The following is a 25,932-nucleotide window of genomic DNA, read 5'->3' on the forward strand; positions in this document are numbered from 1 at the left end:
CGAACGGGTGTCCGGACACTCCAGTTATCTCGGTGAGAAATTGGTAAACCGGGTTCCGCGAAATTGCCCACGCCGAGGCACTTTGTGCTATGCTCCTCATGTCGACGGACGCAGGTGCACACGGTGCGTGATTCATGATCATCGGACCGTATGCTACTGACGAGATGTCTAAGTAGTTAGTGCGCTGACTCGCGGACGAAGCAAGATACTTTTCACTCTTCGTCCGGTTGTGAGCGCACAGGCTGCATAAATGCATCTTCAACGTATCGTTGACGCAGGCGACTATGTACGATATGCCCTCCAGGCTTGACGGTGGCAACACCGACCAGCTACTGTGGAGCATGTCGAAACGGCCGCACAGCGTTTCGGCGCATCGCACGACTTAGCATCACCACTGCCCGCCCCACGGGTTGATCCGATCCAACCAGTCAGCAGAAGATAGGGACATAAAGATCATGGCCGGACGTACGCGACGCCCCAGCAAGCCCGCCACCACCGAGGCCGCCGAGCCCGAGGTGGCCGAGGTCGAGGGGACCGACATCCCGCAGGAGGAGGCCGACACCGAGGCCCCCGAGACGAACGAGGAGGCCGACGTGACGACCGTCGCCGAGGACACCACCAGCACCGAGGCCGTCGAGTCCGAGGCCGCGCAGGCCGAGGCGACGCCCGCCGCGCAGCCCGAGGCCGCGCAGCCCGAGAAGCAGAAGACGCCGGACGAGTACTTCGGCGAGTTCAAGAGCATCGTCGCGGACGCGATCGAGGTCTCGGACGTCGGCACGGTCGAGGCCCCCGGTACCGGCGTGGTGCCCGAGGCCAACATGGCCAAGGTCCTGGACAGCTACCGCGCACTGCCGAACACGGCGAAGAAGTCCGAGGCCAAGGCCTGGATCGCCGACGTCATGCGCGACAGCCTCATGAACCGCAAGATGGGCGAGGCCACGGCCTACGCCAACATCAACAAGGCGGTCAACGAGGTCGGCACCCGGCGCGCGACGGCGGCCCCGGCTCGTACGCAGGTCTCGCCGACCGAGTCGTACATCGGTCGCATCGCGGCCCTGGCCCTGGCGAACAAGTTCACGCCGCAGCCCGAGGGCCTCGACGAGAACTGGGTCGAGCAGTTCAACGCCCTGATGGAGAAGGAGGGCGCGCAGGTCGACGCGTACAAGGCGTACCTCACCGAGCACGCCGCCTGGGCGGCGAAGCCCGAGGCCGAGCGCGGCGACGAGCCGAAGGAGCCCGAGGACGTCAGCCAGGTGCTCAAGGACGCGGCCAAGCTCGGACAGGGCAAGGCGGTCGGCGGTCGCCGCGCCTCGGGCGGTGCCCGGCGCAGCTCGGGCGGCGGCGGCGGTGTCCGGCGCGACGTGAAGAAGCACATCGAGGAGTTCCTCGACACGGTCGAGTCCGGCACCGAGCACCCGATCAGCGCCATCGCCAACTTCAAGTCGTCCGAGTACCCCGAGGGCGACGCCTCGCCGGGCGCCGTGGCGGCCCGCCTGTTCCCCGGCGAGGGCAAGCCGAGCACGGTCGAGGGCTTCGAGCAGGTCACCGACGGCGGCACCCGCAAGATCCGCAAGATCTGATCGGTCCGCCCCCATGGACGACACCAGGCAGGGGGGGTAGGGAGTGACGGACTCCCTGCCTGGTGTCACGCCAGGCGTGGCGTCAGAAGGTTGCACCGGAGCCAGTCCGGGTTGGTACTGGTTCGCAAGTGGCCATAGCGACGAGGTCTCGGACTAGTCATCCGACTTCCGAGTCCGGTGCAGCCCTCTGGTGGCACGCCGACTTTACAAACCACTGCCGCCCCCAGCGAGTACCCCCGACATCACATGTCGGGGGTACTCGCACTTCGTTCGAAGGTTGACGTATTTCGTAGGGTGGTGATACCCTAGGGATTACGTCGGTGATCATGAACCGGCGACAACTCAACTCGTTGTGTCCGACCCCCGAAAGGGAGCAACGAATGACAAGGCGTGAGTTGTGGGAGGCCGCAAGGTCTACCACAAGGGGCGGCGCTATGCATGGCCTACTGGTCAGTGCATCGCTCCCCCTCGGCTGCGTCAGCGAGCACACTCGACTCATCATCGATGGCGTCGAGGTGGCTGTGACTGGCGTGAAGGTTGAGGGTGGACAGTACATCATCACTTGTGCCACTGCGGAACAGAGGTGCAAGTAGTGCTGACCAACTGGCAGAAGCTGGCGCGAGTTCGTGCCGAGCTTCGGGACTACTACCAGACCCTGGCACCCCGCTACGGGGACACGCCGGACGTGGTCGAGGTGTCCCCTGACCGGATCGTGGTGGTCCTCTCTACGATGCGTATGCGTGACGTGCGCGGCGGTATGGAGATCACCCACAAGGGACTCAGGTGGTACACCATTAACCTGGTCGACGGCACCTGGGTGATGGACGAGCCGGTCGAGATCGAGAACAAACTGCCGGAACCGGAGCGACACATGAGCTACGGTGTCACCCCGGCCGACGAGCACGAGGCCAAGCGTAACTGGGAGGAGATGTGTTACCGGCCTGGCACGCCTAGCTGCCCGATGGACAACATCCCTCGGCAGCGGCAGGGCTACCGCAAGTAGTCGCTCGGGCGAGGCGTGTATCGTGGTGGTATGTTTGACGACCGCCCGCGCATATGCGCCTCGCATCGCGCGATCTATGCACAGCGGCTGGATAGTCACGCGCCTATGCGGTAGCGTCACCTATGCCAGCGCGATTCTTACGAGGTGAGTACAGTGCCCTTCGGGCGATACACAGATGCCCAGTTCGGCGTGCCCCGAGCCATGGTTGATCTGGTTGAGAATGGCTACTACGCTGTCCGCGAGGCCGAGCACTCCGACTGGGTGTTCCTGCGCGTCTCGCGCCCGGACAGCGGGCAGCACAAGGATCACATCAAGATCCAGTCGCAACACGGCGAGAGACTGAAGCTCGTCTGTCTCGTGCTGCCGCCGGAAAGTAGCGTGGGCTACTCGGTCATCAACGGCCAGGTCAAGGACCTGATCATCACGCTGGTGGTCAACCCCAAGATGGCTGCCGTCCAGTACGGTCGCGAGGTCGGTCAGTGCTGCCGTTGTGGCAAGCCGCTGACCGACAACCGGTCTCGCCACTACGGCATCGGACCGGAGTGCGAGAAGTACTGGCCCGACATCATCGAACTCGTCGACGAGGACGAGGAGCTGGCGAAGCTTCGCGAGGACGACGAGGAAGAGCATGAGCCGTACTTCTGATGAGCAGCGCGCCATCGATGAGGCCGACAACGGCGAGTCGAAACGCCAGTGGGAGGCGCGCAAGTACAAGGTGGCCATGCAGTCCGAACTGAACGCCATCGACCAGCTCGCGCAGCGCATTGCCTACATGGCGGCAGCCGAGCGCCGCCTGGCCGAGTACGTGGTCCGTCCGCCTGATGCAGACACCCTCCGGGCAATAAGTCTGGCGCTTACCTCGGCGTACAACTGCATCCAGAAGGTGCTCGACGTCGCCACCCAGGTCGACCGCGCGGACGGCCGCACTCTTCCGAGCATCAACTTGCGGTACGAAGAGTGTGAGCACTCGATGGACGGCATCGACGGCTTCGCGAGTGATCTGCAGTTCCAGGCCAACTCGCAGTCGTACCAGCTGGGACTCATTCCCAGTCGTCGTCGGCCGGACCCGGCCGCGATGCACTTCATGTGCCATCTCATCGCCGAGATGCGCCATGTGGTCGAGGTCATGGGGAGGCAACGGTGAAACGTTGGATTGCCGCACTCGCGCTACTCGGCGTCGGGTGCGGCATCGGGTCATGCGTGGCACAAGATCAGCCAGCGCAAGATCCACCCATCATCAAGACGAAGTACGTCGACCGACCGGTCGAGAAGAAGGTCACGGTCAAGGCGTATTCGGTACCATCGAGCTGCCTGGACGCCCTAGTGAAGGCGGAGCGGCTCAACAAGGACATGGACAAGATGATCGGCGTCGCGTCGACGGCTGGTGATATACTCACCGCCGGGCACGAGGCCATCACCATGCACAATGGTACCGAGATCAACACCCAACGAGATAAGCTGTACAAGTTGAAGGCGAAGAACGATGACGCCTTCCAGGATGCAGCACTGACTACGGTGCCACAGATGAACACTGCCTTACGCAAGTGCAAGGCTACGTCCGCATACAAGGAGAGCAAGTGAGCTTCACCGCCCGCACCTGGAAGGCGGGGGATGGCGTCAGGTACAGCCTGACGCCGTTCACCGCGTCCCTCAAGAACGAGACGGGGACGGAGTGTGCCAAGTTGTCCCGTGAGGGATTCGAGAAGTCGAAGGCGTCGCTGCGCCTGCAGATCGAGGACCTCGGCATACTGGCCGTGCACGCCCGCGAGGCCTTCATGGAGGCCATCGGGCGCGTCAGCCTGGAGGTGGAGCCGCCCGACCTGCGGGAAGGCGATGCCATCGAGGGCCTCGGCGAGGTCGACAAGATCGAGACGAGCGTCGGCGGTCTGCGCGTGATCATCGCGACCATCGCCAAGTCCGGCACGCAGGTGGTCTTCACTGCCACCAACGACGGCAAGTTCCAGCAGCTCATCGACATCACCCGCCAGAAGTAGCGCGGGCCTCTGAAGTTCATGGTGGTACCACGTTGCGTTTTTCGGCGCGACGTGGTACCATCTTTTGGTTAACGGTTCTTGGTTTTTGGCCGGGAGGGGTCACAAAGTGTCTGAAAAGGTGGGGGAGCGGAAGAGCTGCCTCGGGTGCCCGTCGTACCTGACGCGGAAGCAGGCGATGGACTTCCTGAACGCCGACCCCGGCTCGGCGATCTGTGCACGGTTCGGTCACGTCTTCGAGAAGAAGGGAATCGAGCCGGGCCACAAGAAGCGTATCCTGAAGTCGTTCGCGGAGAAGTGCTCCGAGTACGGCGAGGACAGGCCGGTGCGTCCGATGCCCAGCAAGATGGGCTTCGCGGTCACCATGCCGAACCCCGAGGCGATCACGCACACGCCGACGTATTACGACGAGCGCGTCGCGTCGTGCATCGACTGTCACTGGTTCACGCCGTCGGCCGAGGTGGAGGCCGCCTTCGGATGGAAGGGCGGCATTTGCCAGGCGAAGGGAAAGCTGATCGGAGACGGTCGCGCCCCGCTGGAGGCGAAGGACTGTGCCACCAGAAAGGCTACGTCGACCTACGGCGCAAGCCCCAGGACGCCGGTTGGGGACTTGATGCTTATCGTTCACCTGGACGACGGCTTCGCCCCGAAGCTGGACCCGGTGGCTGCCTTCGAGGAGCGACAGTCGAACTTCGTTGACCCGTGGGACTTCACCTCGGACATCGAAGTTACCGACGAGGAGAAGGCTGTCGGCATCAAGGCCTTCCGGGAGATCGAGGACCCCAAGACGGGCAACGTCGTCTTGCTGCCGGTCTACGATCCCGAGTTCTTCGAGCCCGAGCTGCGGGAGCTGATTCCGACGACGGGTGACGAAGGTCACCCCGAGCTGTACATGGATTACACCAATGCGATTTATCGCCTGGTTGTCGCGTGGCGAGAGCTGGACGAGACGCCGATGGTGTGGGGCCCGCCGGGTACCGGCAAGACCGAGCTGTACAGGCACCTCGCGTGGCTCATGTGCCTGCCGTTCCACCGCATCAGCATCACGGCGTCCACCCAGGTGGACGACCTGGCTGGCAAGACGGAGTTCAGTCCCGAGAAGGGTACGTACTACCAGCCGGGGCGCGTGGTCAAGGCTTGGCAGTCGCCCGGCATCATCTGCGTCGACGAGCCGAACACCGGCCAGTCCGATGTGTGGCAGTGGCTTCGCCCGCTGACCGACAACGTCAAGCAGCTGTTCATCGATCAGGCCAACGGCCAGAAGATCGAGCGCCACAGTGAGTGCTACCTGGGCTTCGCGGCCAACCCCGCCTGGGACGCGCGCAACATCGGAGCCGAGCCACTGGCTGACGCCGACGTGTCGCGTCTCATGCACCTGGAGATCGACATGCCGCCCGAGGCTGTCGAGCGGCGCATCATCCAGGACCGCTGCCTGGAGGATGGCTTCGAGATCAGCGACGATGAGCTGCGATTGGTCTTGTCGGTCGGCGAGACGATCCGTTCGCTGAGTAACGACAACGTCTTCCCCGGCACGTGGGGAACGCGTAACTCGATCAAGTGGGCGAGGCTGTTGCGGCACCTCGCGCCCGACGACGCTGTGATGATGGCAGTCGGCAACTTCCTCGACCCCGAGCAGCGTAAGCAGATCATGGACGCACTCGACGGGGCGCAGGGCAAGCAGTAGTGAGGCACACATACTACGACCTTGAGACGTCGGCCATCGTCAACCTCTTCTTCACAGAGGGCGAGAAGATGGCCATCGTCTCATCGGTCCGCGTACTCGAAGCTAAGAGGGGTAACGGATACGCGCGAGCCCTCATGGCTAAGGTCCTAGAGGACGCGGACCGCGAGGGCGTGGCGCTATATCTCGGCATTGAGCCGGATGGCACTAGAGATGCCCTCACGTATACGCAACTGCGCGAGTGGTACGAGAGGTGCGGCTTCGAGGAAGAAGACGAGAACTTCTTTGTCAGGCAGCCCCGATCTAAAATCGTGACCTAGTGCACCACCGTAGACACTTTCCAAACGGGGTGCACTAGGCTACGATGCTACTCAAGTCGCTCGACAAGCACTTCGGTTCTACCACTGGAGTGTCTTATGTCGGGTGTCGAGCTGTTGCAACTGGATCTCCAGCAGCTCCAGCGCTTCATGGCGAAGATCGAAAAGGCGGTCATTCGCGAGGAGTACGGAGAGTGCTGGGTCTGGACGGGAGCCACGACCGACAAGGGTTATGGCAAGTTCTACATCGGAAAGAAGGCAGACGGAAAGAAGGACACGCGACTCGCCCACCGTGTTTCGTTCGAGCACTTCAAGCGTGAGGTAATCCGACCTGGCTTCATCGTGGATCACGAGTGCAGCCACAAGAGCTGTGTCCGACCGGAGCATCTCACGCAGGTGAGTAACGTGCGTAACTTGCAACTGGCTAGCGAGCGTCGCCCGTGGAGGCGGCGCAATCAGTATTCCAAGGATTGAGGGGCGGCAATGGTCAAGCTCGACGGCTGTGCGGTGGGAGAGACGCCGATGTTCGCAGCCATAGTCTCGGACACGGAAGGCATCGCCGAAGTCCTGTTTGAGGACTGGAAGCCCGCCGATACGGACGCCTGGCTGCGCGAGCAGTTCCCGCCGTTCAAGTGGGACGGCGAGGCCGAGGGTGACGAGGCAGACGTCATCGAGGAGCCCGAGTACCTCGGCAACAACGTGCACATGCTCCACGCCAAGCAGGCCCAGAACGCCTGATACCATCGGGTGTGCGGGAGGCTCGCAGGAATGCGAGTCTACCCGCTCGGCGATGGTGTTACTACCCTGGAGAATTGAGATGACTGAACCCACGCCGAAGGAGCGAGCGCTTGCGGCCCTTCGGGAGTTCCAGAAGATGGTCCCGACGCTTTCCGGTTACGCACGCGCCTTCACCGGCATCAAGACGGTTCGAGTGATTCCGTCGGCTGGCAGTCCACGAACTGACGGCAAGAACATCTACATGCAGCCGCCACTCGCCCTGGCCGACAGGACGCCGCACGACAAGATGCGCTGCGGCGAGTGGGACTGGGAGGGCCTCCAGGAGTGTGCCGCGTGCATGATCAGGCACGACGTGCTCTGGAGTACCTATCACGAGATCGGTCACATCGCCGAGGGCTCGTTCACCAAGCTGACGGACTACGACAAGACCTGGCTCGTCATACAGGCCGCCGAAGTGCTGGGCGACAACCCTCGCACGCGTGGCCTGTCCGAGCACATCGAGGCCGTGGTCAAGAAGAACCGATCCAGCTGGATGGCAGCAGCGGGTGCTATCTCGCCGTTCATGCCGACCATCCACAACGCCTTCGAAGATGGCCGCATCAATCACAAGATCGGCCTGGCGAAGCCGGGTGTACGGATGATGAGGATCTCGAGCGAGATCCGGAACTACCGCGATGGGGTCAAGGGCTCCGACCCGGTCACTGGCGAACCCACCCAGACGCACTACAGGGACATGGAACTGAACCACCAGATGGCGGTGGCCCTGTACTTCGCAGCCGTCGGCCACGCGGTCCCGAATGACCTGTTCAAGCCCGAGGTCATGGACGCGCTGGAGGATCAGCGGATCATCGAGATCTGTGACGAGGCGCGCGCGGATCTGTCCATCCGAGCACCATACCTGAACGCACTGAAGGCCTTCGCGATCCTGCGTGAGTCGGGATTTTTCCATCACCCGACTGACGAGTTCGTCGAGCCGCCTCCGCCTCCGCCGCCCGCCCCGACCAGGGAGGCGGACGAGGAAGACGACGAGGCAGAGCCGGACGAGGACGAGGAGCCGTGGGACGACCTGCCCGACGAGCCGGACGAGGATGACGAGTCCGAGGACGATGAGGGCGACGGCGAGTCCGAGGACGATGAGGGCGACGGCGAGTCCGAGGACGATGAGGGCGACGGCGAGTCCGAGGACGATGAGGGCGACGGCGGCGACGATGGCGAGCCCGAGCTGGACGTCGACGACTTCGACATTCCCAACGAGAACGGCTGGGGACAAGGCGACGAGGGCAGTCCAGAGGAGCCCGAAGATGAGTACGACGAGGGCGGCGAGCGTACGGACGACTTCGAGGGCGACTACGAAGACGAGGGCGGCGAAGGCGAGCCGCCGTCCGACACGGAGTCGGACCTCGATGAGTCACGTAACGACTCGGACCGGACGAACCTGGACCCCGAGCCTGGCATCACTCCGGGCAACGAGGACTCGACGGAACCGGAGGAGGGCGACGATGAGCCTTCTGGCGATGGTGACCTTGCTGATGACGGTGAACCTTCTGGCGATGAGCCCGAAGGTCTGACCGACGAAGGTGACGGTTCCGAGTCGGGCGAGGGTAACGGTTCTGCCGACGGCGACGACGGCACCGAGGGCGAAGGTGACGAGGAGGAGGAGGACGACGGTGCGCTCGCCTCGGGTACTGAGAACGTCTCCGAGGGTGACCGGTTGTCGGACCCCGATGGGGACGAAGAGGGCGCGGGCGACGGCACCGATGGGCAGGGCGACGGCACCGACGAGCGCGATTGGGGCACGGAGGAGGGTGCCGACAGTGCACTCAATGACGTGCTCGGGCACCATCACGGCGACGAGTCAGACGCCCTTCCCGAGGGCACGACTGCCGAGGAGATGGCGCGGATCATGGAGGCTGTGATCTCTGGATCGCAGTTCGACACCATTCCGCAGGCCATCACCTCGGTTCGCGTACACCGCGAGGATGCGCACGGGACTCGTGACGGGATCGACCAGGCCTTGGCCTGGACGCACGCCTACGACAGCAGGCTCTCGCGGCGAGACTGGGGTATTGACCCGCTAGAGGGTGACACCTTCGACCCGCCCGAGTCTGTTATCGGCTCGTCGCTACTCCAGGCCCGCCTCGCGTTCTCGGCGAACCGTCGGACCGCCAACATGCGCAACCTGAAGGCTGGCAAGGTCGACCGAAACGTGCTCGGCAAGCGCGCGCCGATCGGTGACCCTCGCCTTTTCCACAGGAAGCTACGACCCGAGAAGCGTGATTACTTTGTCCTGCTCGGTATGGACGTGTCGGGCTCCTCGATGGGGCACGAGATCCGCCTGATGAAGAAGTGCGTCATGGCGGAGGCCGAGGTTCTCCAGCGCCTGGGGGTGAAGTTCGCGGTCTACGGTCACTCCGGGAAGTATGTGGGCAGGTGGGGACACAGTGACCTGGGCCTCGACATCTATGAGGTCAAGTCGGCCGATGAGCCGTGGAACAACACCACGCGCCATCGCCTCACTGAACTCGGTCCCGACAACTGCAACCTGGACGGTCACACACTCGAGTTCTACCGCAAGATCCTGGACGAGCGACGCGAGACCGACCGGGTCATCCAGTACTACACCGACGGCGCGATGCCTCTAGAGAACTTCGACGAGGAGCTGGCTGTTCTTCAGAGCAATATCAAGATCTGCAAGGATCGCGGCTATCACCTGATGGCTGTGGGCTGCGGCACCGACAGTCCTCAGTCGCACGGCTTCGACACTGTGCGAATTGATGAGGTCGGTGACGTCGCTAAGGTGGTACAGCACCTCGGTCGCCGCCTGCAGGGCTGACTCCTCTCCGGAAAAATCATGGTGGTTACCCCCAAAAAATGGGCCTGGCCAGGTTGCACGCCCGCATTTTTGGGGGTACCATCATCCCGGATGACGGTATGTGCGGGGGCATGAGTAAGACTCGACAAGCACAGTGCGATCAAGTATTGCGGGTGTGCGTCTGGAGCTGGCCACCACCCGACTCGACGAGACCGGCGCGCCGGTCGGGAAGAAGTGCGACGATGAGCGAAGAGACGAGCGTCGACCAGGCGGTCGACTACTCGAAGTACAAGGACAAGATGGTCACCCTCACCCTGCAGGGGAGGGACGAGCCCTTCGCGGCTCGTGTCGTTGAGGGCAACGACATGGGCATCATGTACAAGGAGAAGAACCAGCGCGTCCCCCAGATCGCGAGCGCCGACGACATCCTCAGCATCGAGGAGGCCGTCAGCCCGCGCCTGCGCCTGGTCACCAAGAAGAAGCTTCGCGCCGTCAGCGAGCCGACGATCAAGCGGCACCTTGCCGACTACCACGGGCTGACGCTGACCGAGCTGAACGGCATGTCGGAGGGCGAGGCCCTGCGTCGCCACGACGAGATCGACCACAGCGACCTCGGCCACGAGCACAGCGACGAGGTCGCGAGCGCCAGCCAGGCTGCGCCGCGCGAGTCGCGCGAGGACATCCTCCGACGGATCAGCGCTGCCTGATCCGACAACCAAAGACTGCGAGCACGCGCCTTGTATGGAGGGCGCGTGCTCGCCTGCTTGTATAGACAGCTAGGAGAGGTTATGGGAGTCACGAATCGAGTTCTGCGCGGCGGCATGTGGGCGAGCGAGGAGGCGAAGTTCCCCTGGGTGGCGGTATGCGATGAACCCGGCTGCTACTTCGCTATCTCGGCGCGTTCCGACAAGCAGGGCCAGGACGCGCTCGATAAGCATAAGTGCCCGTACGGTGGCGACGAGCGCGCCTATGAACACGGGCTCGTCCAGAAGGGCAGCAACCTGTTCGAGGCTGCGTGGACGATGCTGGACTCGGCCACCGACGCCCTCATGTACTTCAAGTCCCTGAATGCCGAAGAGATGGCGGCTATCGAAGACTCGGGGATGAAGTTCCTGGAGATGAAGGGTCGCGCCAGCGGCATCGCCTCGATGGTCATGATGCTGTCGACGCCGTACTTCGACTCCGTCAAGGACGTGTCGGCCTGGGCGCTGGAGCGCTACCGGATGCGCACGGGCCTTCGCGAGCACGAGCCGACCGTCGGCTGCGAGGGCTACGACCCACTGCGCGGCGAGCCGTCACCTCGCTGGGTGACCAAGGTTGCCGAGCTGCGCCGCCAGCCCGAGAACGCCAAGAAGCCGCTCGCCAGCGTAACGCCTCGGCCGACGCCCCGAAAGATGCCCGCCCAGATCACGATGGGCGACATCAACGGACAGATTCCCGCCGAGGAGATCGAGGGCATCAAGAATGCACTCGCAATCGGCGTGGACGACCAGACGATCTGTAACATGTTCCCCCGGATCTCGCCTGCAATGTTGAAGGCCTTCAAGGTCGAGCTGTCCCGGATTTCCTGACCGAAGGTGTGACCTATTGCGCGATGGGGCATGGTGGTGGTACCATCCTCCTAGTGCCTCCGGAAGCGAGGGGCAGGCGACATGCCGACCAACAGTGAGATCTGCATTATCTGTGAAAAGTCTCCCTGTGAATGCAGGAAGGCTTCGTCACCTAAAAAGCGTGCGCCTCGCACCTCGCGTCCACCGGCACCCCAGGGCGAGTCTCGCAAGGTGATCCGTAGGGTCATCGGGCGAGGCACTTCGGTGGATGCTGAACAGAACCAAAAAGTAGAGCAACCTGCGGACGAAGAACCGGATCGTCAAGACGACGATGCGGGGCTCATTTATGCCGTCAGGTTGCTCGCTCATATGGTCAGGCCGGAAGATCTCGCGCAATTTGGCGATGACATCCTGCCGTCTGATCGGAAGCCACCCGAAGATCGCATCGCAGACTGGAAGCGACGCGTAGGCGGGAGCTAGCGATGGGCCATCAGCCCGAGTATATGTGCACAAGGTGCAGGAACACGAACGTGCGCCGCGAAGACCTTGTGGCAGTAAAGGTTTCGTTCGTGACGCTCGGCTCGGAAGGAAAGACCATCAGGTCACGCACCCCTGACTGGTTGTGCTTCCCTTGCCTGAAGCAGGACGAGACCTGGAACATCCCAGAGTACGACTCTCCCGGCCTCCGCACAGCGGAGCGCCACCTGGAGGATCGGACTCCGGACCTCGACAAGAAGCTAGAAGAGCGGAAGGCGGCGACCGATGGCCGCTAACCCCGGCCGCTCGGGAGCCAATAAGCGTACTCGCCCAGGCGACACGATCCCCGAAGGTCGTTTTGCCTGGGCGAACTTCTACGCCGGTGCAATCACGGCCTCGGAGTATCAAGAGGTCGTCGTTGATGAGGAGGGAGGTGAAAGGCCGAACGAACTGAGGCCCGGAACGTCCATCAGCCTTATGATGGCGAGTTCGCACCAGCGTGCTGGACTCAAGTGGATTCTTACAAACATGACGCACGCCGAACTGAAGGCCGTGCGTGAGATTTTCAATTTGGCGTGCGATCTTGCCGAGCCTACTGTGCTGGAGCGTGATCGCCTAGCACAGGAAGCGTTCGAGAATGGCGACGACAGTCACGCGCGAGTCTATCGAAGTCCTCCGACAAAGGTTGTCCGAAGAAGGCAAGAGTAAGAACACTCAGCGCGGCTACACGGGGGACGCGCACACCTTCTTCGATTGGTTGGGTAGTGACACCCTGCCGATTGAGGACTTCCAGTCGAAGGCTGCCGAGCACCTCAACTATTGCAAGTTCATCGACAAGAAGAAGTCCACCACGGCGCGACGAGTCTCCGGGCTGCGCGGTTTCGCGTGGTACGCCCACAACATTCCGACCTTCCTGCCGAGGTATGCTACGCCGAAGCCTGCGCCGGGCATCCCGCACCCGCTGGCAGAAGGGATGGACGGCGTCCAGCGGATGCTCGAAGCAGCCCGGAACGCCGAGGAGAAGGCCCTGGTGGCACTTACCGGACTGTGCGGTGCTCGTGTATCAGAGGCGCGCGAGCTGTCGATACACGAGATCGACATCCAGAACCGTCTCGTAATGCTGGGAGGCAAGCGAGACAAGTGGCGTTGGGTGCCGATGGGGAAGGACGCCATGGGTTACATCTTGACATGGATGGTCCTTGCGCAGAACATGGGTCGGCAAACCCTATTCGCGATGTCCGACAGCACCGCCAGGAGGTGGCTGCATCAGATCCACGACGAGGCTGGCCTGCAGGGTGACGGCGCAAGCCATGACCTGCGTATGACCTACGGCACTGATGTGTACGACAGGACCAAGGACATCCGCCTCGTTCAGGAGCTGCTCGGCCACTCCAGTCCGATCACCACTCAGAACTACATCGCCATCGAACTCGAGAAGAAGCGTTCGGCCGTCGAGTTCGACCTTACCGTTTAAGGATTCAAGTTGGCACCCAAGAAGCAGGCGAAGCAGCAGACTCCCGCAGCGCCAAGGGGGAAGAAGGTCCCGTATATCACGGGGTGGTGTCAAAACGGCTGGTGCGAAGGCGTGGCGGTCATTCCTGGCCGGGAAGGCAAGCCGACACCTCGATGCAAGGGCTTGTACGAAACAAACTCGGGCGGCACGAGGCGCGAGACGATCTGCGACCACGACTGCCACAAGGCCATCACCGAGATGTACGACACGGCTGGCCTGCCGCGCGAGTGGCCGACTTCGCAGTGGACCGCGGGCGACGAGAAGTTGCGTCGCGAGTCCGGCGAGATCTACGACCCCAAGATTCTGGAGGAGTGCATCGACGCGTCTCGTCGCCGGTCGATTCTCGTCCTGGACGAGGACGCCATGACGCCCGCGCCGACACTGGCTGAGCGTGCCGAGCCTCAGCCGGTCGGGGGAGTGCTTCCGCCTCACCCGCACGTCGAGGACCCAAGGAAGCGCGAGGCGGGTTACCGGCCGAGGAATCAGTTGCTGTACGACGTGAAGATCGCAGTCGACATGTGGGTCATCGGAGGCTTCCCCGAGATCGAGGTGCTCAACACGTCGGCCATCGCGTCACTGGTCAACGAGAAGATGCCGCCGTCGACCGGTGCGATCACGAACATTCTCCGCCGGTGGGAGCGGGTCGGGTTCGCCAACATCGGAGAGAAGCCGCTACGGTTCTTGTCGTACACAAAGGTGGGCGTCGAGCAGGGCTTCGATGCGCTGGAGGCGAGCTATAAGGCGACGGCGGCCAGCCAGGCTGCCGCACTGGAACGCGCACACAAGACGGCCCTGCGGCACGGAATGAAGTGACTCCGATGGATGACGAAGAGTGTCGCAAGTGTGGGCACGTGTTCCTGCCCAACGAAAACATCTTCCAGCATGACTGCAAGAACCCACTGAAGCGGAACCAGCCAGCCGCAGATAAGCGCATCCCGTGCATGGCCATCTATAACGAGGAGGAAGACGGCCCCTCGATGCTCCTGCGCCTCCCGGTCTCGGTGGTCGAGAAGCTTGCCGAGATCGCCTACCGCCACATCACGCCGAGTATGGGCCTCGATGGCGCGTTCGTTGACGAGCTGCGATTCCAACTGGCCGACAATCGAGCGCACGAGGGCTGACGCGGCTAGGGCGCTGGACAGCGCCGGATGCGACATGGTACGGTAGTCACACGTCGTGTACTTTGGATCGGATCACCAGTGGACACGATGCGGAAGATGCGGGCAGTCCGGGAGGGGCTGTCCGCATCTTCTACTTGAGGAGGTTATCGTGAGTACCCCGAAGCCTGACAAGGTGAAAGGCGGACCGCAGGACCCCGACCCGGAGTCGGTTGGTCTGCCTGTCCGCTTCATGCTGATGACCTTCGACCAGGTCGCCATGCAGCTCTCCCTGTCCGAGACGTACCTCGCGTCTACCGGCATGGTGTACTACTTCGGTCGCAGCACCGGCACGCCGAAGCCGGATCAGCTCAAGGCGTACAATATCGCACCCCCGACCAAGAAGCCCGAGTGGCGCATCTCGGAGGCCGAGGTCATCCGATACTGCAAGCGTCGGGGCATTAAGATTCATCTGCGCGGATGGGTGACGTGAGCAGTTTTTCACAGTTCCGTCACGGCGAATATTCCCGATCGGGTTGACAAGGCTGACCCAAATCGGTAGGGTGGTCCCACCACCCGCGCGGGTGATCATGGCCGGTCTCGTTGACGGCTGTGGCCCATTACAGATGGGCGCAACTCCAGCAAAACCAGCAGTAACCAGCGAATCCAGAGCGCCAAGCATAACGCTAAACGCATGGCGAGTCCGACAGCACCGACACTCGTAGAGTTCGTTGCATTGCCGAAAGCAGACAAGCGTGACTGTTGAGCATGGGACAGAGGCCCCGCAGGGCCAAGTCATCCAGGGGGAGGTTGTCCAGGCGTATCCTGAGTACGCCAAGACCGACAACCTTCCGGCTCGTCCGGAGGATCTTCAGGGCCTGAACACCGGCCTTGAGGATCTCTCCCTGGACGAGATCCCCACCCCTCGTATCTCGATCAACCACGCGCGAGCGGTCTACACCGACAACCAGACGGGGCAGGAGTACCCCGAGTTCGTCGGCATCCCGCTCGGCTTCGTTCGCCAGCGGATCATGTGGCCGAAGGAGCTGCCCGAGTCCGGGGCTATGCCGATGTGCAAGTCCAACGACTCGGACCGTGGCCTTCCGAACGTGGACCCGACGAGCGAGACCGCGTTCCCGTGGCAGGATTCCTCGTTCAAGCCGAACGAGGTGCCGGTCGATCCGGAGTACGGGAGGGTGATCCTGCCCTGCTCGAACTGCGTGTTCAAGGACTGGACGGGCAAGGGGAAGAGGACGCCGCCTCGCTGTAGCGAGGTGTTCAACCTCATCGTGCTGTTCGACCCGTACGGGACGGGCAACCTTCAGCCCGCGTTCTTCTCCGTGAAGCGCTCCGGGATGAAGCCCCTCAAGACGTACCTCGCAAGGTTCGTCCAGAACAGGACGCCCGCGTACAGCGAGTTCGCGCGGTTCAGCCTGCAGAGCCTCAAGCGTGGCCAGAACGACTACTCGGTTCCGGTCATCTCGGCTCTGGGTCCGACCGACCCGCAGCATTGGCAGGCGTTCTCGGAAAACTACGCTACGCTGCGCGAGTTTTCGCAGCGCATCCGCGTGGTCGACGAGGGTGGCCAGCAGGGTCTCCAGCAGGAGTTCGAGGAGTCGGCGTCGAACTGGACGCAGCCGCCAGCCGCGTCCACCATGGACTTCTCGCAGTTCAACCAGCAGCAGGCGGCACCGACTCCGCCGCCCGCTCCGACGCCTCCGCCTGCGGCCCCTGCAGCTCCGACGCCGCCGCCCGCCGCAGCTCAGGCTCCGCCGTCGGTGCCCCAGACCCCGGCACCTGCGGCGGCACCGCCGGTCAGTCCCCCTCCAGCGACTGCACCGGCTCCCGCGCCCGCCCCGGCGGCTCAGGCACCTGCCTCGCAGGCGCCTCCCGCTCCCACGGCACCGGCACCGGCTGCGCCTCCCGCGCCGCCTGCGCCTACGTGGCAGCAGCCGCCGGGGCAGGCGTCGTCGCCTGGGGGAGACCCCAACGACTTGCCCTTCTAGTTCAGGGCCGGTCCGGCGACAACCTGCCCACTGGGGGCGGTAGATTGTAGAAGTGAAGCCCGGTAGGATGCCCTCCTATCGGGCTTCACTTTGTGTAGACGACAAGAAGGGCGGGGAAGCCTTAATGGGAAAGCACTTTCACGTGATCGGGTTCGATGAACTCCCCGAGCAGCTGAAGCAGATGCTGGTGGACGGCAGCGACGGCGAGGCTCGCAAGATCCGGCACGAGATGACGAAGCGCCAGGAGGCCCAGTTCTGGGACAGCCTGACGTTCGAGCAGATGCTCTACCTGGCGCGGATGCTCTCGAACATCGAGGACGACGAGGACGGCAACGCCGCTTCGCGTCACCTCGGCACGGCCAGCGCGTACCTGATGATGCGCTTCAAGTCCTGTGCCTGCGGCGAGAAGCATCGCGACCCGGACGAGTTCATGCAGGAACTGGTCGACATGACGCGCGAGAAGAACGCCGCCGACGAGGAGCTGGCGGCGCTGAAGCTCGCGCGCGTCCCGCATCACCCGATGGTGCCTCCGAGCGATCACGGCAAGTTCCACTGCACCGAGTGCGGCACCATCTTCGACTCCGTCGAGGCCCGCAAGGAAGACGCGGTCGGGTCGACTCACAACGGCTGCGTCGACAGCAGCGACTAACACTGGAGAACAGCGTGGGAAAGAAGAACATGCAGCCCGAGGGTGACATGCTGCCGTTCGAGGGCGAGGCCGACTTCGAGTCGACCAGCCTGCTGATGACCAACCGTACGCGATTCGAGGCGCTGTCGCCTGCAGCTCGCGCACGCCTGGCGGAGGCACTCGTCGCCGCGCCTACCGCCATGGTGGTCGACGGCTTCAGGGTCGACCGGGCGGAGCTTGAAGACTCCTGGCAGGACTTCCTGTCGGGTGCCCTCGACGCCGTCGAGTCCATCCGCTCTAAGAACACCTGCGCCATCTGTCACAGCCCTTACGAAGAGGGTGACGTGCGGGTGGAGCAGCGGGTCGACTGGTACGGCGAGGACGGCAGGAAGATGCACGGAGAGCCGACCGGTGAGGACGCGCACGACAGGTGCGTCAAGCGTCTCCGTGACGGCGGCGACGCCGAGACGAAGCCGATGTTCTGATGCGATACCTCAAGGTCGTCTGTACGGGCTCGCGCGAGTGGCCGACGGATAACGTCGCGGCCATTCACCGAGTCCTAGACGAGCTACTGCTAGCGAAGGGGCGCATCTTCGTTGCACACGGAGCTGCGCCCGGCGCTGACAGGATGGTCCACCTGTGGGTGGTGAAGACTGCATCGAGAGACCGTCGCCTGGTCAAGCTCAAGACCTTCCCGGCCAACTGGCGACCGAACGGCATCTTTAAGCGTTCGGCTGGTTTTGAGCGCAACGAGCTGATGGTTGACACCGTACAGCCAGACATCGTGCTGGCGTTCAACCACAACAACTCGGGCGGCACGACGCACTGCACGAGGTACGCCATCCAGAACAAGTTCGAGACGTTCATCTTTCGCAGTGACGGTTCGATAGAGCATTGGGTTGAGGGGGAACTCAAGGAACGGCACCCGGAGCTAGTCGACGCAGACTAGCCCCGTGGCGCTATCTACGGGGGCGCGTCGCAGTCCTCTCCACGATGCGCGCGCCCCGGTAACCCCACACGACGGAGAGAAGAGGAGACGATGGCAGAGCGGAAGTCGCTAGAGCCGTGGCTTAAGGATGAGGTTGTCTTTAGGGACTACCAAGTCGACGGCGTCCGGTTCATGATCCAGCGACAGCGCCCTCTGCAGGCAGACGAGATGGGCCTGGGTAAATCGCTCCAGGCTATTGCCACCTTTGCCACTGATGTAAAGATGGGCTGGGGTAACACGATGCTGGTGGTCGCCCCGGTCACCCTCAAGGCCAACTGGGCCAATGAACTGAGGAAGTTTACTCGCATCCCGTACACGATCCTCGGCGAGGAGGTGAGGGACGGAAGGCGTCGCAAGCTCGACAAGAACGAGCGTGACATGCAGATCGTGTTCTTCGCTAGTGGTGACGGGCCGCGAGTGTTGATCGCGAATTATGAGCAGGTCGTCGGCCATCTCGAGATGCTCAACGCGGTCGGCCTCCATATGGTCGTGTTTGACGAGGCTCACTACCTCGGCAATAGCGAGTCCCAGCGAACGATGGCTTGCCTGGCATTGCTTGCTAGGCGGAAGATCCCAATGACTGGTACGCCCGTCACCAAGAATGTGCAGAACCTTTGGGCGCTGCTCCGGATGACCTGGCCGGGCACGCCGATGTTTGATACTTTCATGAACAGGCACGCCGTCTACGGCGGCTTCAAGAAGCGCGAGATTGTCGGACTGAAGCGGAAGGATGAGATCCACGAGGTTCTCGGCCGCATCATGATCCGACGCCTACAGGAGGATGTACTCGACCTTCAGGCTCCCAACATCATGCAGCGATGGGTGGAGCTGACCGACTTGCAGCGCAAGCTGTACGACGAGGTCGAGAAGGAGATGCAGCTCACTATCGACCCCAACGAGCCTCCCGAGGAGTACGATAACCATCTGTTCAAGAACCTCCGCCTGCGTCAGTTGTGCGGAACGACCTTCGAGTTCAACGGGGAGGATCACAGTAACAAGCTGACAGCGGCCATCGAGGACACGATCGAGATCGTCGGCAACGGCCATCGACTGGTAGTGTTCACGCAGTTTAGGCCGATGGTTGGCCGCTACGTAGCGCGCCTCCAGCAGGCGGCCCCGGACATTCCGATCTGGGAGCTGCACGGAGACATCGATCCGTCAGAGCGCTTCGATATCGTGGATAGGTGGGAAAAGTCTACTAAGCCTGGCGTCATCGTTTGTATGGTGCAGGTCACTGCATTTGGTCTTAATATGACGGCTGGCAGTCACGGGATGTTTCTTGACAAGCACGTCACCCCGGCTGTTAACCGTCAGGCAATCGCGCGACTCAATCGTATCGGCCAGGACGTAACCAGGGCCGTGACTATCATCGAGTACATCACCCAGGATACGGTCGAGGTGCGCGTGGAGGAACTCTGCGCCATCAAGGACGAGGCGGCGCACGAACTTGTAGAGGAGGCAGTCGTGGACGGGAAGAGCAAGCTCGACGTTGAAGTCAAGGGAGCGTACGAACTCAAGCCACCCGTCCCTCGGGGGCAGTTGACCATTCCAGACATCGCACACGCACTTCCGCGCTAGGGGGGACTTATGCGCGTTGTATTAGTAAGACGAGACGACACACGCGTCGTCATCTGCATGAGGCACAACGAGCAGATGACGCTCCGTAGCGGGAGGGGTAATCACGTCTACTGCGAGGCTTGTGCGGACAAGCCTCGCGGGTATAGGATGTGGTGCCCCGAGTGGTTCCCGCTCAAGAACGCACGCGTGAATCACCTCGACGGCTCCAAGAAGCGCATCTGGGTCTGGTCGCCACAGTTTCGCGGCAAGTCCAGTGATCATTGGGTTCGGGTACTTACCCCCGAACAGGAGGAGTTCTACATGGCTCGACGTGAGGCAATGGCCGCGAAGATCTCGGCCGCCGCCGAGACACACTTCGTCTGCAGGCCGTGTCAGATCGCTGCCGAGGCTGGCCTGCGCGGCAAGGAGAACCACGTCGCTGCGGGATGCAAGGGCGGCAAGACGTGCGACTGCCAGCACCGCGAGGACGGAAGGTTCAGCAAGTGAGCGTCACCATAGACAAGAGCTGGCTGGAGAAGCTTCCTCCGTTCCTGTCCATCGCGCGCATCGCAGCGATGTTTGACCAGAACGAGATGACTGTGCGACGCTGGGTCCGCGACCCCGACCACGTACTCAAGGGTCAGAGGCTGGACAATGGACGCTGGATCGTCCCACGCGAGTACGTGGCGGAGTTCGCCAACCAATGTTACGGCAACCTGGAGGCATCGGGTGACAGCGATGGCAGACGAGTTCACGATCCAGCCGGACGTGACTCCGGAAATGGTGTGGATCGACCTGGAGACCACTGGCCTGCGTCCTGAAGATCGCATCCTGGAGGTCGGTCTCAAGGTCACCAATCGCTGGGGGGACGAGGCGGGCAGGTTCGCCTGCGTCGTCGGCTACAGCGACGCCATGGTGAGCGGCCACTGGCTGAGCGACAAGGCGCTCGGCCCGGTGGTCCACGCGATGCACACCAAGAACGGACTGATCGACGAGGTGCTCGCTCACTCGGCCAGGGTCGCCAACAACCCGCGCTGCGGACGTGCCCGCCCGGACGTCGAGACCCGCGCACTGGAGTTCCTCATGGAGGTCTTCGGCGGGATGCCCGACCACCGCTTCCCGATGGCTGGCGCATCGGTCCAGTTCGACCGTGCCGCCCTGCGAGTGCAGATGCCCAGGCTGCACAACTGGTTCCATTACCGCCAGTACGACGTGAGCACGATTCTGGGCCTGGCCACCATGAGCGGCCACCACCCTGACGACACGGTCAGGAAGCGAGACATCCACCGAGCGATCCCGGACATCGAGGACGAGATCACGGTGCACAAGTGGGCGATGAGTAACCTCGTCGCCAGGGTCTAGTCCGACAGGCCAAGGGGCGGTAGTGACAAGCGTAACTTTTGACACCACGATCTTCGTTGAGGCTGTGAGCAGAGCGGTAGGCATTGCACCCAGTAAGGGCGCGGCCTTCGATAAGGCGCACGGCATCGTCATCGAGGTGATGCCCAGTGACAAGCAGGTGTCGATCCGCGCGACGGACCTGGACACCTACATCACGACGTGGATTCCTGCCGTCGAGTGCGAGGGCGAGGATGTCCAGTGGCGTCTGTCGGCGAACGCCTTCGGCGGCATGGTCAGCAAACTGAAGAACGGCCGCCAGGTCACGCTCAAGCCCGAGAAGACCAAGGAGGGCGGCGTCGAGCTGATCGTCACCTCTGGCATGATGCGAGCTGGCTTCCAGCTACTCGACATGGCTTCCTATCCCGAGTGGGATATCTTCGACTCGGATGACCTCACTGACGTGTCCGGCCTGGCGGCTGCCCTCAATAACGTGAGTTGGGCGGCAGCCGGTCCAAGCGAAGCGCAGCTCAACTCGGTGCACTTTACCGGCGAGCATGTCGTCGCTACCGATCGGTACAAGTTCGCTCGCTACCCCCTGAAGGTAGCCGAGGGTGGTATCACCTTGCCACTTTCGGCTATCAAGTTTCTATCGACTCTGAAGGGTGACGTCAAGTTCGGCTTCGACGGCTTCAATGCGCTCGTGATGCCGGACGACGACACGCAGATCAAGGTCATCGCACTCGGCACCGAGTATCCGGTAGCGGTACTGGATAAGCTCGCCGAAGTCGAGTACACCGATAAGGTCCAGGTCAACGCCGACGAGTTTGCCGACATGATCGACCTGACGTCTGCCATCAACACCAATGACCGCGTCAGCAAGAAGCTCACCTTCTGGATCGGTCGACAGCAGATCGCCGCCATGGTGGCTAGCGAGACCGACCGCGCGCGTGACATCATGAGCGTGCCCGGCCAGGCGACTCACGACCATCGCGTCGAGATCCGCATCAACCCGAAGTACCTCAGTGACGCCCTCACGAACGGCGAGGGCCTGTGTACGATTCACTACTCGTCGGCACAGGCGTACGACAGCAGTGCCAGCGGCGGACCACTCAAGAAGACGTTGAAGTTCGAGAAGCCCGGTGGGTACACCGCCTGGGTTATGCCGATTACTGGGTGATGTTGACCCTAGCGGCGCGATAGAGTGCCACCGGGGGAGGGGCCTGCAGGGTGCCCCGTGCCGACACAGGGACGGGGCACCACGAGGCTCTTCATGATGAGGGGCCCATGGACCCCTCCGAATGATGGAGAGGGACATGCCACCTGCTGGGCCGCCTCGCGCGGAGGACTTCTTTGAGTGGGAGACTGAGTTGACGAACGGATCGAACGAACCGCCTCGCTGGGTCAAGGTCAGCTGCGGTGTCATCTTCTTCCTGTTCCTGATCTTCCTCGTGGTACTGCTGATCAAGGGAATCGAGTGGGCGTGGAACCTGTAAGGAAGAAGTCCATCATCACTGGTGATGGATACATGTACTACAACCTGGACATCAACCCCGAGCCCTGGCGGATCGGGCCGTTGAGCGTAGGCCGCAACAAGAAGAGCGGCGGCATGTTCGCCCAGGTTGGCCGCGACCAGCAGCTCCACGCGTACAAGCAGGCCGTCAAGGAGCAGTTGAGCCTGTACGACACCTTCATGGTGCCGGGCCTGTTCGAGGCTAGGTACTACTTCTGGCGGCGCCAGGACAGTTACACGACGCAGCGACAGGTTGAGCACCGTAAGCACGAGGCCGACCTGACGAACCTGACAAAGGCAACCGAGGATGCCTGTCAGGGCGTACTGTTCGGCAACGACCGAGACTGTGTCGGAATCGAGAACTACCTGTTCGAGCAGGGGCCGAACGTGCGCGAGCGAGTCATCGTGGGCGTCTCGCCGGTCGGCGCGCGCGAGGACCCGGTCGTCAAGCTCGGTCGTGCGCTACTAGAAGAGTTGGGCATGGCCTGGGAGGAGGATGGTGAGGAGCTTCCGATGGTCGATCTTCCGCAGGGAGGCTTCCCCGATGACCTCCCGTTCTGAGTCGGTCATCGTCGCGTACACCGTCGGATCGATCTGGTTCTGTACGGCGCACGGGGTGAACATTCCGGAAGCCGAGCCGGTTGCGCTGAACAACCTGCTCGACTGCTACGACTACTGGTGCGAGATCTGCGGACACGTCATCAAGAAGGGCAAGAGGGTACGCTGATGGCTACTGGGGGGGACAATATGGACTCGAACGACGGCGCGTCTGAGCGCTTAGAGGGACTGCTGCGCAGGGCGCGGCTCGACTTCTCGGGTCCGCTGCCGCACGACATGGCCAATCCGCACGAGGACGACGAACGCGATTGCCGGGACGACGAGTGCGCGTTCTGCGTCCACGGCGTCGAGATGTGCTCGATGTGCGGCGGCATGGAGCTTACGCTGACGACTCACTGCCCTGGTGAGTGGATCGGGCTCAGGACACTGTTCGAGGTCCAGCGTGGACGTATCGACTATTCTGGAAAGCTGTGGGTGGAGCTGTGAAGGACAACGCGGAGCGACTGCGCGGCCACTTCGAGGACATCGTGCGCGACCCCAAGGTGTGGCAGCGCGGGGCGGCGATCATGAGCATGCACGAGACCCTGACCGGCGAGGTGTACCTCCAGGACGCTGGACTGCCGCAGCCCATGTGGCACGCGGTCGAGGCTGGGGGCGGTACTCCGACGGATGTGCTGGAGCTGCTCCCGATGGCCCTTTTGGTCCAACACGAGATCGTCCGAAGGCAGATGCCGCCTCGCTTCTTCGGCTGGGTCTTCCTGTGTCAGGCGTGGGTCAAAATCATCAACGAGAAGGACCAGGACAAGGCGTACAAGGAGATGCAGCGCGTCGCGGGAAAGGTGAAGTACGAGCCCGACAAGTTCGAGGCCATCCAGATGTATGGCGTGACGACTGACGGCACCATCATCATGGCCATGCAGCCGCACGACCAGACTCGCGTCCTGGAGAAGAGCTTCGACATTCACCGGCGAGACGCGTACGGCAGGTACTCCAATGTGAACCTCACCAAGACGCGCATGTACGAGGCCATCACCAAGGCTAATGAGGCCATCCAGAAGATCGGAGCAGGAAAGTGACGGACGCCCCCGCGCGCCCCGAAGTTGAGATGGTCAACGGCAAGCCGTTGTTCCAGCAGATCTGGCAAGGTGACAGCATCGAGCGCTTCTCCGATCCTGCCGTGATCGCCAAGCTGCAGGGGCGCGTCGACTGCATCATCACCGACCCGCCCTTCGGGGTCGACAACCAGTCGAACATGGCGGTGACCCAGCACGGCAAGGAGTACACCACCAAGATCGCGAACGACGAAACGCCCGAGAAGGCCATCGAGGCCTTCAAGGGCGTGATGGACGCGCTCTGCCCGCTGACCACACCGGAAGGCGACATGTACGTCTTCACGGCGTGGCAGGTGCTCGACAAGTGGTACGACGTGGCTCGATGGCTGGAGTCCAGGCACGGCTACAAGTTCAACGCCCTGCTCATCTGGGAGAAGGACGGCCCCGGCATGGGCGACCTGGACGGCTGGGGCATGGGTCACGAGATGATCCTGTACCTCAAGAAGGGTCGACGCAAGCCGAGTGAGGGCGTCCAGCGACGCAACGGCGTACTGCACGTACCTCAGGTCAGGCCGGGTACGAACATCCACCCGCACGAGAAGCCAGGCGGCCTGCTGGAGCATTTCATCAAGTGGTCCACCAATCCGGGCGACTTGATCGTGGACCCGTTCGGCGGCTCGGGCAGCCTGGCCCTGCAGGCTCGCAAGAACCGTCGTTCGGCGCTGTGCATCGAGTACGACCAGGTGCGCTACGAGAAGGCAGCTAAGCGTCTTGCCGAGGTGGGTCACGGACTTTTCTAGACTGGGCAGACTTCGTAGGGCATAACGGACGCAACCCCTGCTCGGCGTACGACGGCGCTATAGGGAAGACCTGCGCCGCCACGCCGACACGCTTCTACAGAGACGGGTATCGGTGCTACGATCACCGCCTAGATCGGTAGAGCTAGGAGAGGTTATGTCCGACGAACCTCAGGAGATCTTCCCGTACTCGGCTGTCGCACCGGATCGGCCTACGTCCTACATCAAGGACTTCCGCCCCCGGTACGAGGACCCGGCCGTCGAATCCGAAGAGGATTCGGAGCAGTACGGAGGTCTCACTGTTGAAAACGTAACGCCTGACGGGGAGATCGTCGAGGAGGTCGACCCAAAAGGCGATACTGTAACGGAGTCTGCCGCCTCCTCGAAAACGACGGAAGGCTTCCCGACGGCGCCAGCACCGGTCGCAACGGAGAAGCCTGCGGATGCGGGCACGGACGGCTCACGGTCAAAGCAGGGCAAGGGCTCAACGCCAAGTTCCTGAGCCGTCCGGAGTCCTGGATGGAGCACGCTGCGTGTCGTAAGCTGCCTCCGCCTCGGCGGGGTCAGCCCGACCCGTTCTTCCCTGAGCGTGGCGAGTCCTACCGGTCCGCCGTTAAGGTCTGTTTCAACTGCGGAGTCCGACCGCAGTGTACGGAGTACCGGCAGCGCATTGGGGCGGAGTATGGCGTCTGGGCAGGCGTCATGCAGAGACGACAGGATGACTAGAAGTGCTTCC

General features: G+C 62.6%; 33 protein-coding genes. All 33 read left to right on the top strand.

The genetic code is table 11. The features are described 5' to 3' along the window. The first annotated feature begins 455 nt into the window (after positions 1-455). The 33 genes from ACFWJB_RS25900 to ACFWJB_RS26060 all read left to right on the top strand — a co-directional run bounded on the left by ACFWJB_RS25900 (position 456) and on the right by ACFWJB_RS26060 (position 25,922). Entirely contained in the window at positions 456-1,580 is a 1,125-nt protein-coding gene (locus tag ACFWJB_RS25900; protein ID WP_383146468.1) for a hypothetical protein, read from the top strand. Positions 1,581-2,172: 592 nt separating this feature from the next. Then, positions 2,173-2,583, top strand: a complete 411-nt coding sequence (locus ACFWJB_RS25905; protein ID WP_383146644.1) for a hypothetical protein — start codon at positions 2,173-2,175, stop codon at positions 2,581-2,583. A 144-nt stretch (positions 2,584-2,727) separates the two neighbouring features. Beyond that, positions 2,728-3,228 carry a DUF6011 domain-containing protein gene (locus ACFWJB_RS25910; RefSeq protein WP_383146645.1) on the top strand — a complete coding sequence of 167 codons (501 nt, stop codon included), beginning with the start codon at positions 2,728-2,730 and terminating at the stop codon, positions 3,226-3,228. Then, on the top strand, positions 3,212-3,727 hold the full coding sequence (locus ACFWJB_RS25915) for a hypothetical protein (protein WP_383146648.1): 516 nt from the start codon (positions 3,212-3,214) through the stop codon (positions 3,725-3,727). Before ACFWJB_RS25910 ends, ACFWJB_RS25915 begins: the two co-directional genes overlap by 17 nt. Next, positions 3,724-4,164: a hypothetical protein gene (locus ACFWJB_RS25920; RefSeq protein ID WP_386925151.1), complete on the top strand. Its 441-nt coding sequence runs from the start codon at positions 3,724-3,726 to the stop codon at positions 4,162-4,164. The genes ACFWJB_RS25915 and ACFWJB_RS25920 overlap by 4 nt, the downstream gene beginning before the upstream one ends. Continuing rightward, the gene (locus ACFWJB_RS25925; RefSeq protein WP_386925153.1) at positions 4,161-4,577 is read left to right on the top strand and encodes a hypothetical protein; all 417 of its coding nucleotides are present in this window, start codon (positions 4,161-4,163) and stop codon (positions 4,575-4,577) included. Before ACFWJB_RS25920 ends, ACFWJB_RS25925 begins: the two co-directional genes overlap by 4 nt. Before the next feature lie 175 nt (positions 4,578-4,752). Further along, positions 4,753-6,258, top strand: coding sequence for an AAA family ATPase (locus tag ACFWJB_RS25930; RefSeq protein ID WP_383146442.1), 1,506 nt, complete (start codon positions 4,753-4,755; stop codon positions 6,256-6,258). Then, the gene (locus ACFWJB_RS25935) at positions 6,258-6,575 is read left to right on the top strand and encodes a GNAT family N-acetyltransferase (protein ID WP_383146444.1); all 318 of its coding nucleotides are present in this window, start codon (positions 6,258-6,260) and stop codon (positions 6,573-6,575) included. Before ACFWJB_RS25930 ends, ACFWJB_RS25935 begins: the two co-directional genes overlap by 1 nt. Positions 6,576-6,671: 96 nt before the next feature. Further along, on the top strand, positions 6,672-7,046 hold the full coding sequence (locus ACFWJB_RS25940; RefSeq protein WP_383146447.1) for an HNH endonuclease: 375 nt from the start codon (positions 6,672-6,674) through the stop codon (positions 7,044-7,046). A gap of 48 nt (positions 7,047-7,094) precedes the next feature. After that, complete coding sequence (locus tag ACFWJB_RS25945; protein WP_383146450.1) at positions 7,095-7,310, top strand: hypothetical protein; 216 nt, start codon at positions 7,095-7,097, stop codon at positions 7,308-7,310. A gap of 79 nt (positions 7,311-7,389) precedes the next feature. Then, on the top strand, positions 7,390-10,143 hold the full coding sequence (locus ACFWJB_RS25950) for a hypothetical protein (RefSeq protein ID WP_386925156.1): 2,754 nt from the start codon (positions 7,390-7,392) through the stop codon (positions 10,141-10,143). A gap of 221 nt (positions 10,144-10,364) precedes the next feature. Beyond that, positions 10,365-10,829, top strand: a complete 465-nt coding sequence (locus ACFWJB_RS25955; protein WP_386925158.1) for a hypothetical protein — start codon at positions 10,365-10,367, stop codon at positions 10,827-10,829. A gap of 81 nt (positions 10,830-10,910) precedes the next feature. Continuing rightward, positions 10,911-11,693, top strand: coding sequence for a hypothetical protein (locus tag ACFWJB_RS25960; RefSeq protein WP_386925160.1), 783 nt, complete (start codon positions 10,911-10,913; stop codon positions 11,691-11,693). Between the two features lie 1,093 nt (positions 11,694-12,786). Next, a complete protein-coding gene (locus tag ACFWJB_RS25965) occupies positions 12,787-13,623 on the top strand; it encodes a tyrosine-type recombinase/integrase (protein ID WP_383146615.1) in 837 nt (278 codons plus the stop codon). A gap of 9 nt (positions 13,624-13,632) precedes the next feature. Then, a complete protein-coding gene (locus ACFWJB_RS25970) occupies positions 13,633-14,475 on the top strand; it encodes a hypothetical protein (RefSeq protein ID WP_383146617.1) in 843 nt (280 codons plus the stop codon). A 38-nt stretch (positions 14,476-14,513) separates the two neighbouring features. Beyond that, positions 14,514-14,783: a hypothetical protein gene (locus ACFWJB_RS25975; RefSeq protein WP_386925163.1), complete on the top strand. Its 270-nt coding sequence runs from the start codon at positions 14,514-14,516 to the stop codon at positions 14,781-14,783. A gap of 148 nt (positions 14,784-14,931) precedes the next feature. Further along, the gene (locus ACFWJB_RS25980; RefSeq protein WP_383146708.1) at positions 14,932-15,252 is read left to right on the top strand and encodes a hypothetical protein; all 321 of its coding nucleotides are present in this window, start codon (positions 14,932-14,934) and stop codon (positions 15,250-15,252) included. Between the two features lie 262 nt (positions 15,253-15,514). Next, complete coding sequence (locus ACFWJB_RS25985) at positions 15,515-16,765, top strand: hypothetical protein (protein ID WP_386925165.1); 1,251 nt, start codon at positions 15,515-15,517, stop codon at positions 16,763-16,765. 124 nt (positions 16,766-16,889) lie between these two features. Then, complete coding sequence (locus tag ACFWJB_RS25990; protein WP_386925167.1) at positions 16,890-17,414, top strand: hypothetical protein; 525 nt, start codon at positions 16,890-16,892, stop codon at positions 17,412-17,414. Positions 17,415-17,428: 14 nt separating this feature from the next. Continuing rightward, positions 17,429-17,878, top strand: coding sequence for a hypothetical protein (locus ACFWJB_RS25995; protein WP_386925169.1), 450 nt, complete (start codon positions 17,429-17,431; stop codon positions 17,876-17,878). Next, positions 17,878-18,342: an SLOG family protein gene (locus ACFWJB_RS26000; protein WP_383146656.1), complete on the top strand. Its 465-nt coding sequence runs from the start codon at positions 17,878-17,880 to the stop codon at positions 18,340-18,342. The genes ACFWJB_RS25995 and ACFWJB_RS26000 overlap by 1 nt, the downstream gene beginning before the upstream one ends. Before the next feature lie 90 nt (positions 18,343-18,432). Continuing rightward, entirely contained in the window at positions 18,433-19,959 is a 1,527-nt protein-coding gene (locus tag ACFWJB_RS26005; RefSeq protein WP_386925171.1) for a DEAD/DEAH box helicase, read from the top strand. 186 nt (positions 19,960-20,145) lie between these two features. Next, entirely contained in the window at positions 20,146-20,445 is a 300-nt protein-coding gene (locus tag ACFWJB_RS26010; RefSeq protein ID WP_386925173.1) for a hypothetical protein, read from the top strand. Between the two features lie 222 nt (positions 20,446-20,667). Continuing rightward, positions 20,668-21,300: a hypothetical protein gene (locus ACFWJB_RS26015; protein WP_386925175.1), complete on the top strand. Its 633-nt coding sequence runs from the start codon at positions 20,668-20,670 to the stop codon at positions 21,298-21,300. 64 nt (positions 21,301-21,364) lie between these two features. After that, positions 21,365-22,456 carry a DNA polymerase III subunit beta gene (locus ACFWJB_RS26020; RefSeq protein WP_386925177.1) on the top strand — a complete coding sequence of 364 codons (1,092 nt, stop codon included), beginning with the start codon at positions 21,365-21,367 and terminating at the stop codon, positions 22,454-22,456. 190 nt (positions 22,457-22,646) lie between these two features. Beyond that, positions 22,647-22,772 carry a hypothetical protein gene (locus ACFWJB_RS26025; RefSeq protein ID WP_383146690.1) on the top strand — a complete coding sequence of 42 codons (126 nt, stop codon included), beginning with the start codon at positions 22,647-22,649 and terminating at the stop codon, positions 22,770-22,772. Between the two features lie 32 nt (positions 22,773-22,804). Further along, positions 22,805-23,350 carry a RusA family crossover junction endodeoxyribonuclease gene (locus ACFWJB_RS26030; RefSeq protein WP_386925179.1) on the top strand — a complete coding sequence of 182 codons (546 nt, stop codon included), beginning with the start codon at positions 22,805-22,807 and terminating at the stop codon, positions 23,348-23,350. Then, positions 23,334-23,516 carry a hypothetical protein gene (locus tag ACFWJB_RS26035; protein WP_383146696.1) on the top strand — a complete coding sequence of 61 codons (183 nt, stop codon included), beginning with the start codon at positions 23,334-23,336 and terminating at the stop codon, positions 23,514-23,516. Before ACFWJB_RS26030 ends, ACFWJB_RS26035 begins: the two co-directional genes overlap by 17 nt. 20 nt (positions 23,517-23,536) lie before the next feature. Further along, entirely contained in the window at positions 23,537-23,833 is a 297-nt protein-coding gene (locus ACFWJB_RS26040; protein ID WP_383146699.1) for a hypothetical protein, read from the top strand. Continuing rightward, complete coding sequence (locus ACFWJB_RS26045; RefSeq protein WP_386925182.1) at positions 23,830-24,423, top strand: hypothetical protein; 594 nt, start codon at positions 23,830-23,832, stop codon at positions 24,421-24,423. Before ACFWJB_RS26040 ends, ACFWJB_RS26045 begins: the two co-directional genes overlap by 4 nt. Continuing rightward, positions 24,420-25,199, top strand: coding sequence for a DNA-methyltransferase (locus ACFWJB_RS26050; RefSeq protein WP_383146410.1), 780 nt, complete (start codon positions 24,420-24,422; stop codon positions 25,197-25,199). The genes ACFWJB_RS26045 and ACFWJB_RS26050 overlap by 4 nt, the downstream gene beginning before the upstream one ends. Before the next feature lie 154 nt (positions 25,200-25,353). Further along, the gene (locus ACFWJB_RS26055; RefSeq protein ID WP_383146413.1) at positions 25,354-25,698 is read left to right on the top strand and encodes a hypothetical protein; all 345 of its coding nucleotides are present in this window, start codon (positions 25,354-25,356) and stop codon (positions 25,696-25,698) included. A 17-nt stretch (positions 25,699-25,715) separates the two neighbouring features. Further along, positions 25,716-25,922, top strand: a complete 207-nt coding sequence (locus ACFWJB_RS26060; RefSeq protein WP_383146416.1) for a WhiB family transcriptional regulator — start codon at positions 25,716-25,718, stop codon at positions 25,920-25,922. Positions 25,923-25,932: the final 10 nt, after the last annotated feature.

Source organism: Streptomyces sp. NPDC127100 (assembly GCF_042724095.1).
Classification (GTDB): domain Bacteria; phylum Actinomycetota; class Actinomycetes; order Streptomycetales; family Streptomycetaceae; genus Streptomyces.

Bases quoted from the DNA above. Each gene is read 5' to 3' on its own strand.
- ACFWJB_RS25940 (WP_383146447.1), top strand. From the start codon at position 6,672: ATGTCGGGTGTCGAGCTGTTGCAACTGGATCTCCAGCAGCTCCAGCGC.
- ACFWJB_RS25915 (WP_383146648.1), top strand. From the start codon at position 3,212: ATGAGCCGTACTTCTGATGAGCAGCGCGCCATCGATGAGGCCGACAAC.
- ACFWJB_RS26005 (WP_386925171.1), top strand. From the start codon at position 18,433: ATGGCAGAGCGGAAGTCGCTAGAGCCGTGGCTTAAGGATGAGGTTGTC.
- ACFWJB_RS26030 (WP_386925179.1), top strand. From the start codon at position 22,805: ATGTACTACAACCTGGACATCAACCCCGAGCCCTGGCGGATCGGGCCG.
- ACFWJB_RS26055 (WP_383146413.1), top strand. From the start codon at position 25,354: ATGTCCGACGAACCTCAGGAGATCTTCCCGTACTCGGCTGTCGCACCG.
- ACFWJB_RS25930 (WP_383146442.1), top strand. From the start codon at position 4,753: ATGGACTTCCTGAACGCCGACCCCGGCTCGGCGATCTGTGCACGGTTC.
- ACFWJB_RS26000 (WP_383146656.1), top strand. From the start codon at position 17,878: ATGCGATACCTCAAGGTCGTCTGTACGGGCTCGCGCGAGTGGCCGACG.
- ACFWJB_RS26035 (WP_383146696.1), top strand. From the start codon at position 23,334: ATGACCTCCCGTTCTGAGTCGGTCATCGTCGCGTACACCGTCGGATCG.
- ACFWJB_RS25900 (WP_383146468.1), top strand. From the start codon at position 456: ATGGCCGGACGTACGCGACGCCCCAGCAAGCCCGCCACCACCGAGGCC.
- ACFWJB_RS26040 (WP_383146699.1), top strand. From the start codon at position 23,537: ATGGACTCGAACGACGGCGCGTCTGAGCGCTTAGAGGGACTGCTGCGC.
- ACFWJB_RS25965 (WP_383146615.1), top strand. From the start codon at position 12,787: ATGGCGACGACAGTCACGCGCGAGTCTATCGAAGTCCTCCGACAAAGG.
- ACFWJB_RS25960 (WP_386925160.1), top strand. From the start codon at position 10,911: ATGGGAGTCACGAATCGAGTTCTGCGCGGCGGCATGTGGGCGAGCGAG.
- ACFWJB_RS25955 (WP_386925158.1), top strand. From the start codon at position 10,365: ATGAGCGAAGAGACGAGCGTCGACCAGGCGGTCGACTACTCGAAGTAC.
- ACFWJB_RS26060 (WP_383146416.1), top strand. From the start codon at position 25,716: ATGGAGCACGCTGCGTGTCGTAAGCTGCCTCCGCCTCGGCGGGGTCAG.
- ACFWJB_RS25990 (WP_386925167.1), top strand. From the start codon at position 16,890: ATGGGAAAGCACTTTCACGTGATCGGGTTCGATGAACTCCCCGAGCAG.
- ACFWJB_RS25950 (WP_386925156.1), top strand. From the start codon at position 7,390: ATGACTGAACCCACGCCGAAGGAGCGAGCGCTTGCGGCCCTTCGGGAG.
- ACFWJB_RS25945 (WP_383146450.1), top strand. From the start codon at position 7,095: ATGTTCGCAGCCATAGTCTCGGACACGGAAGGCATCGCCGAAGTCCTG.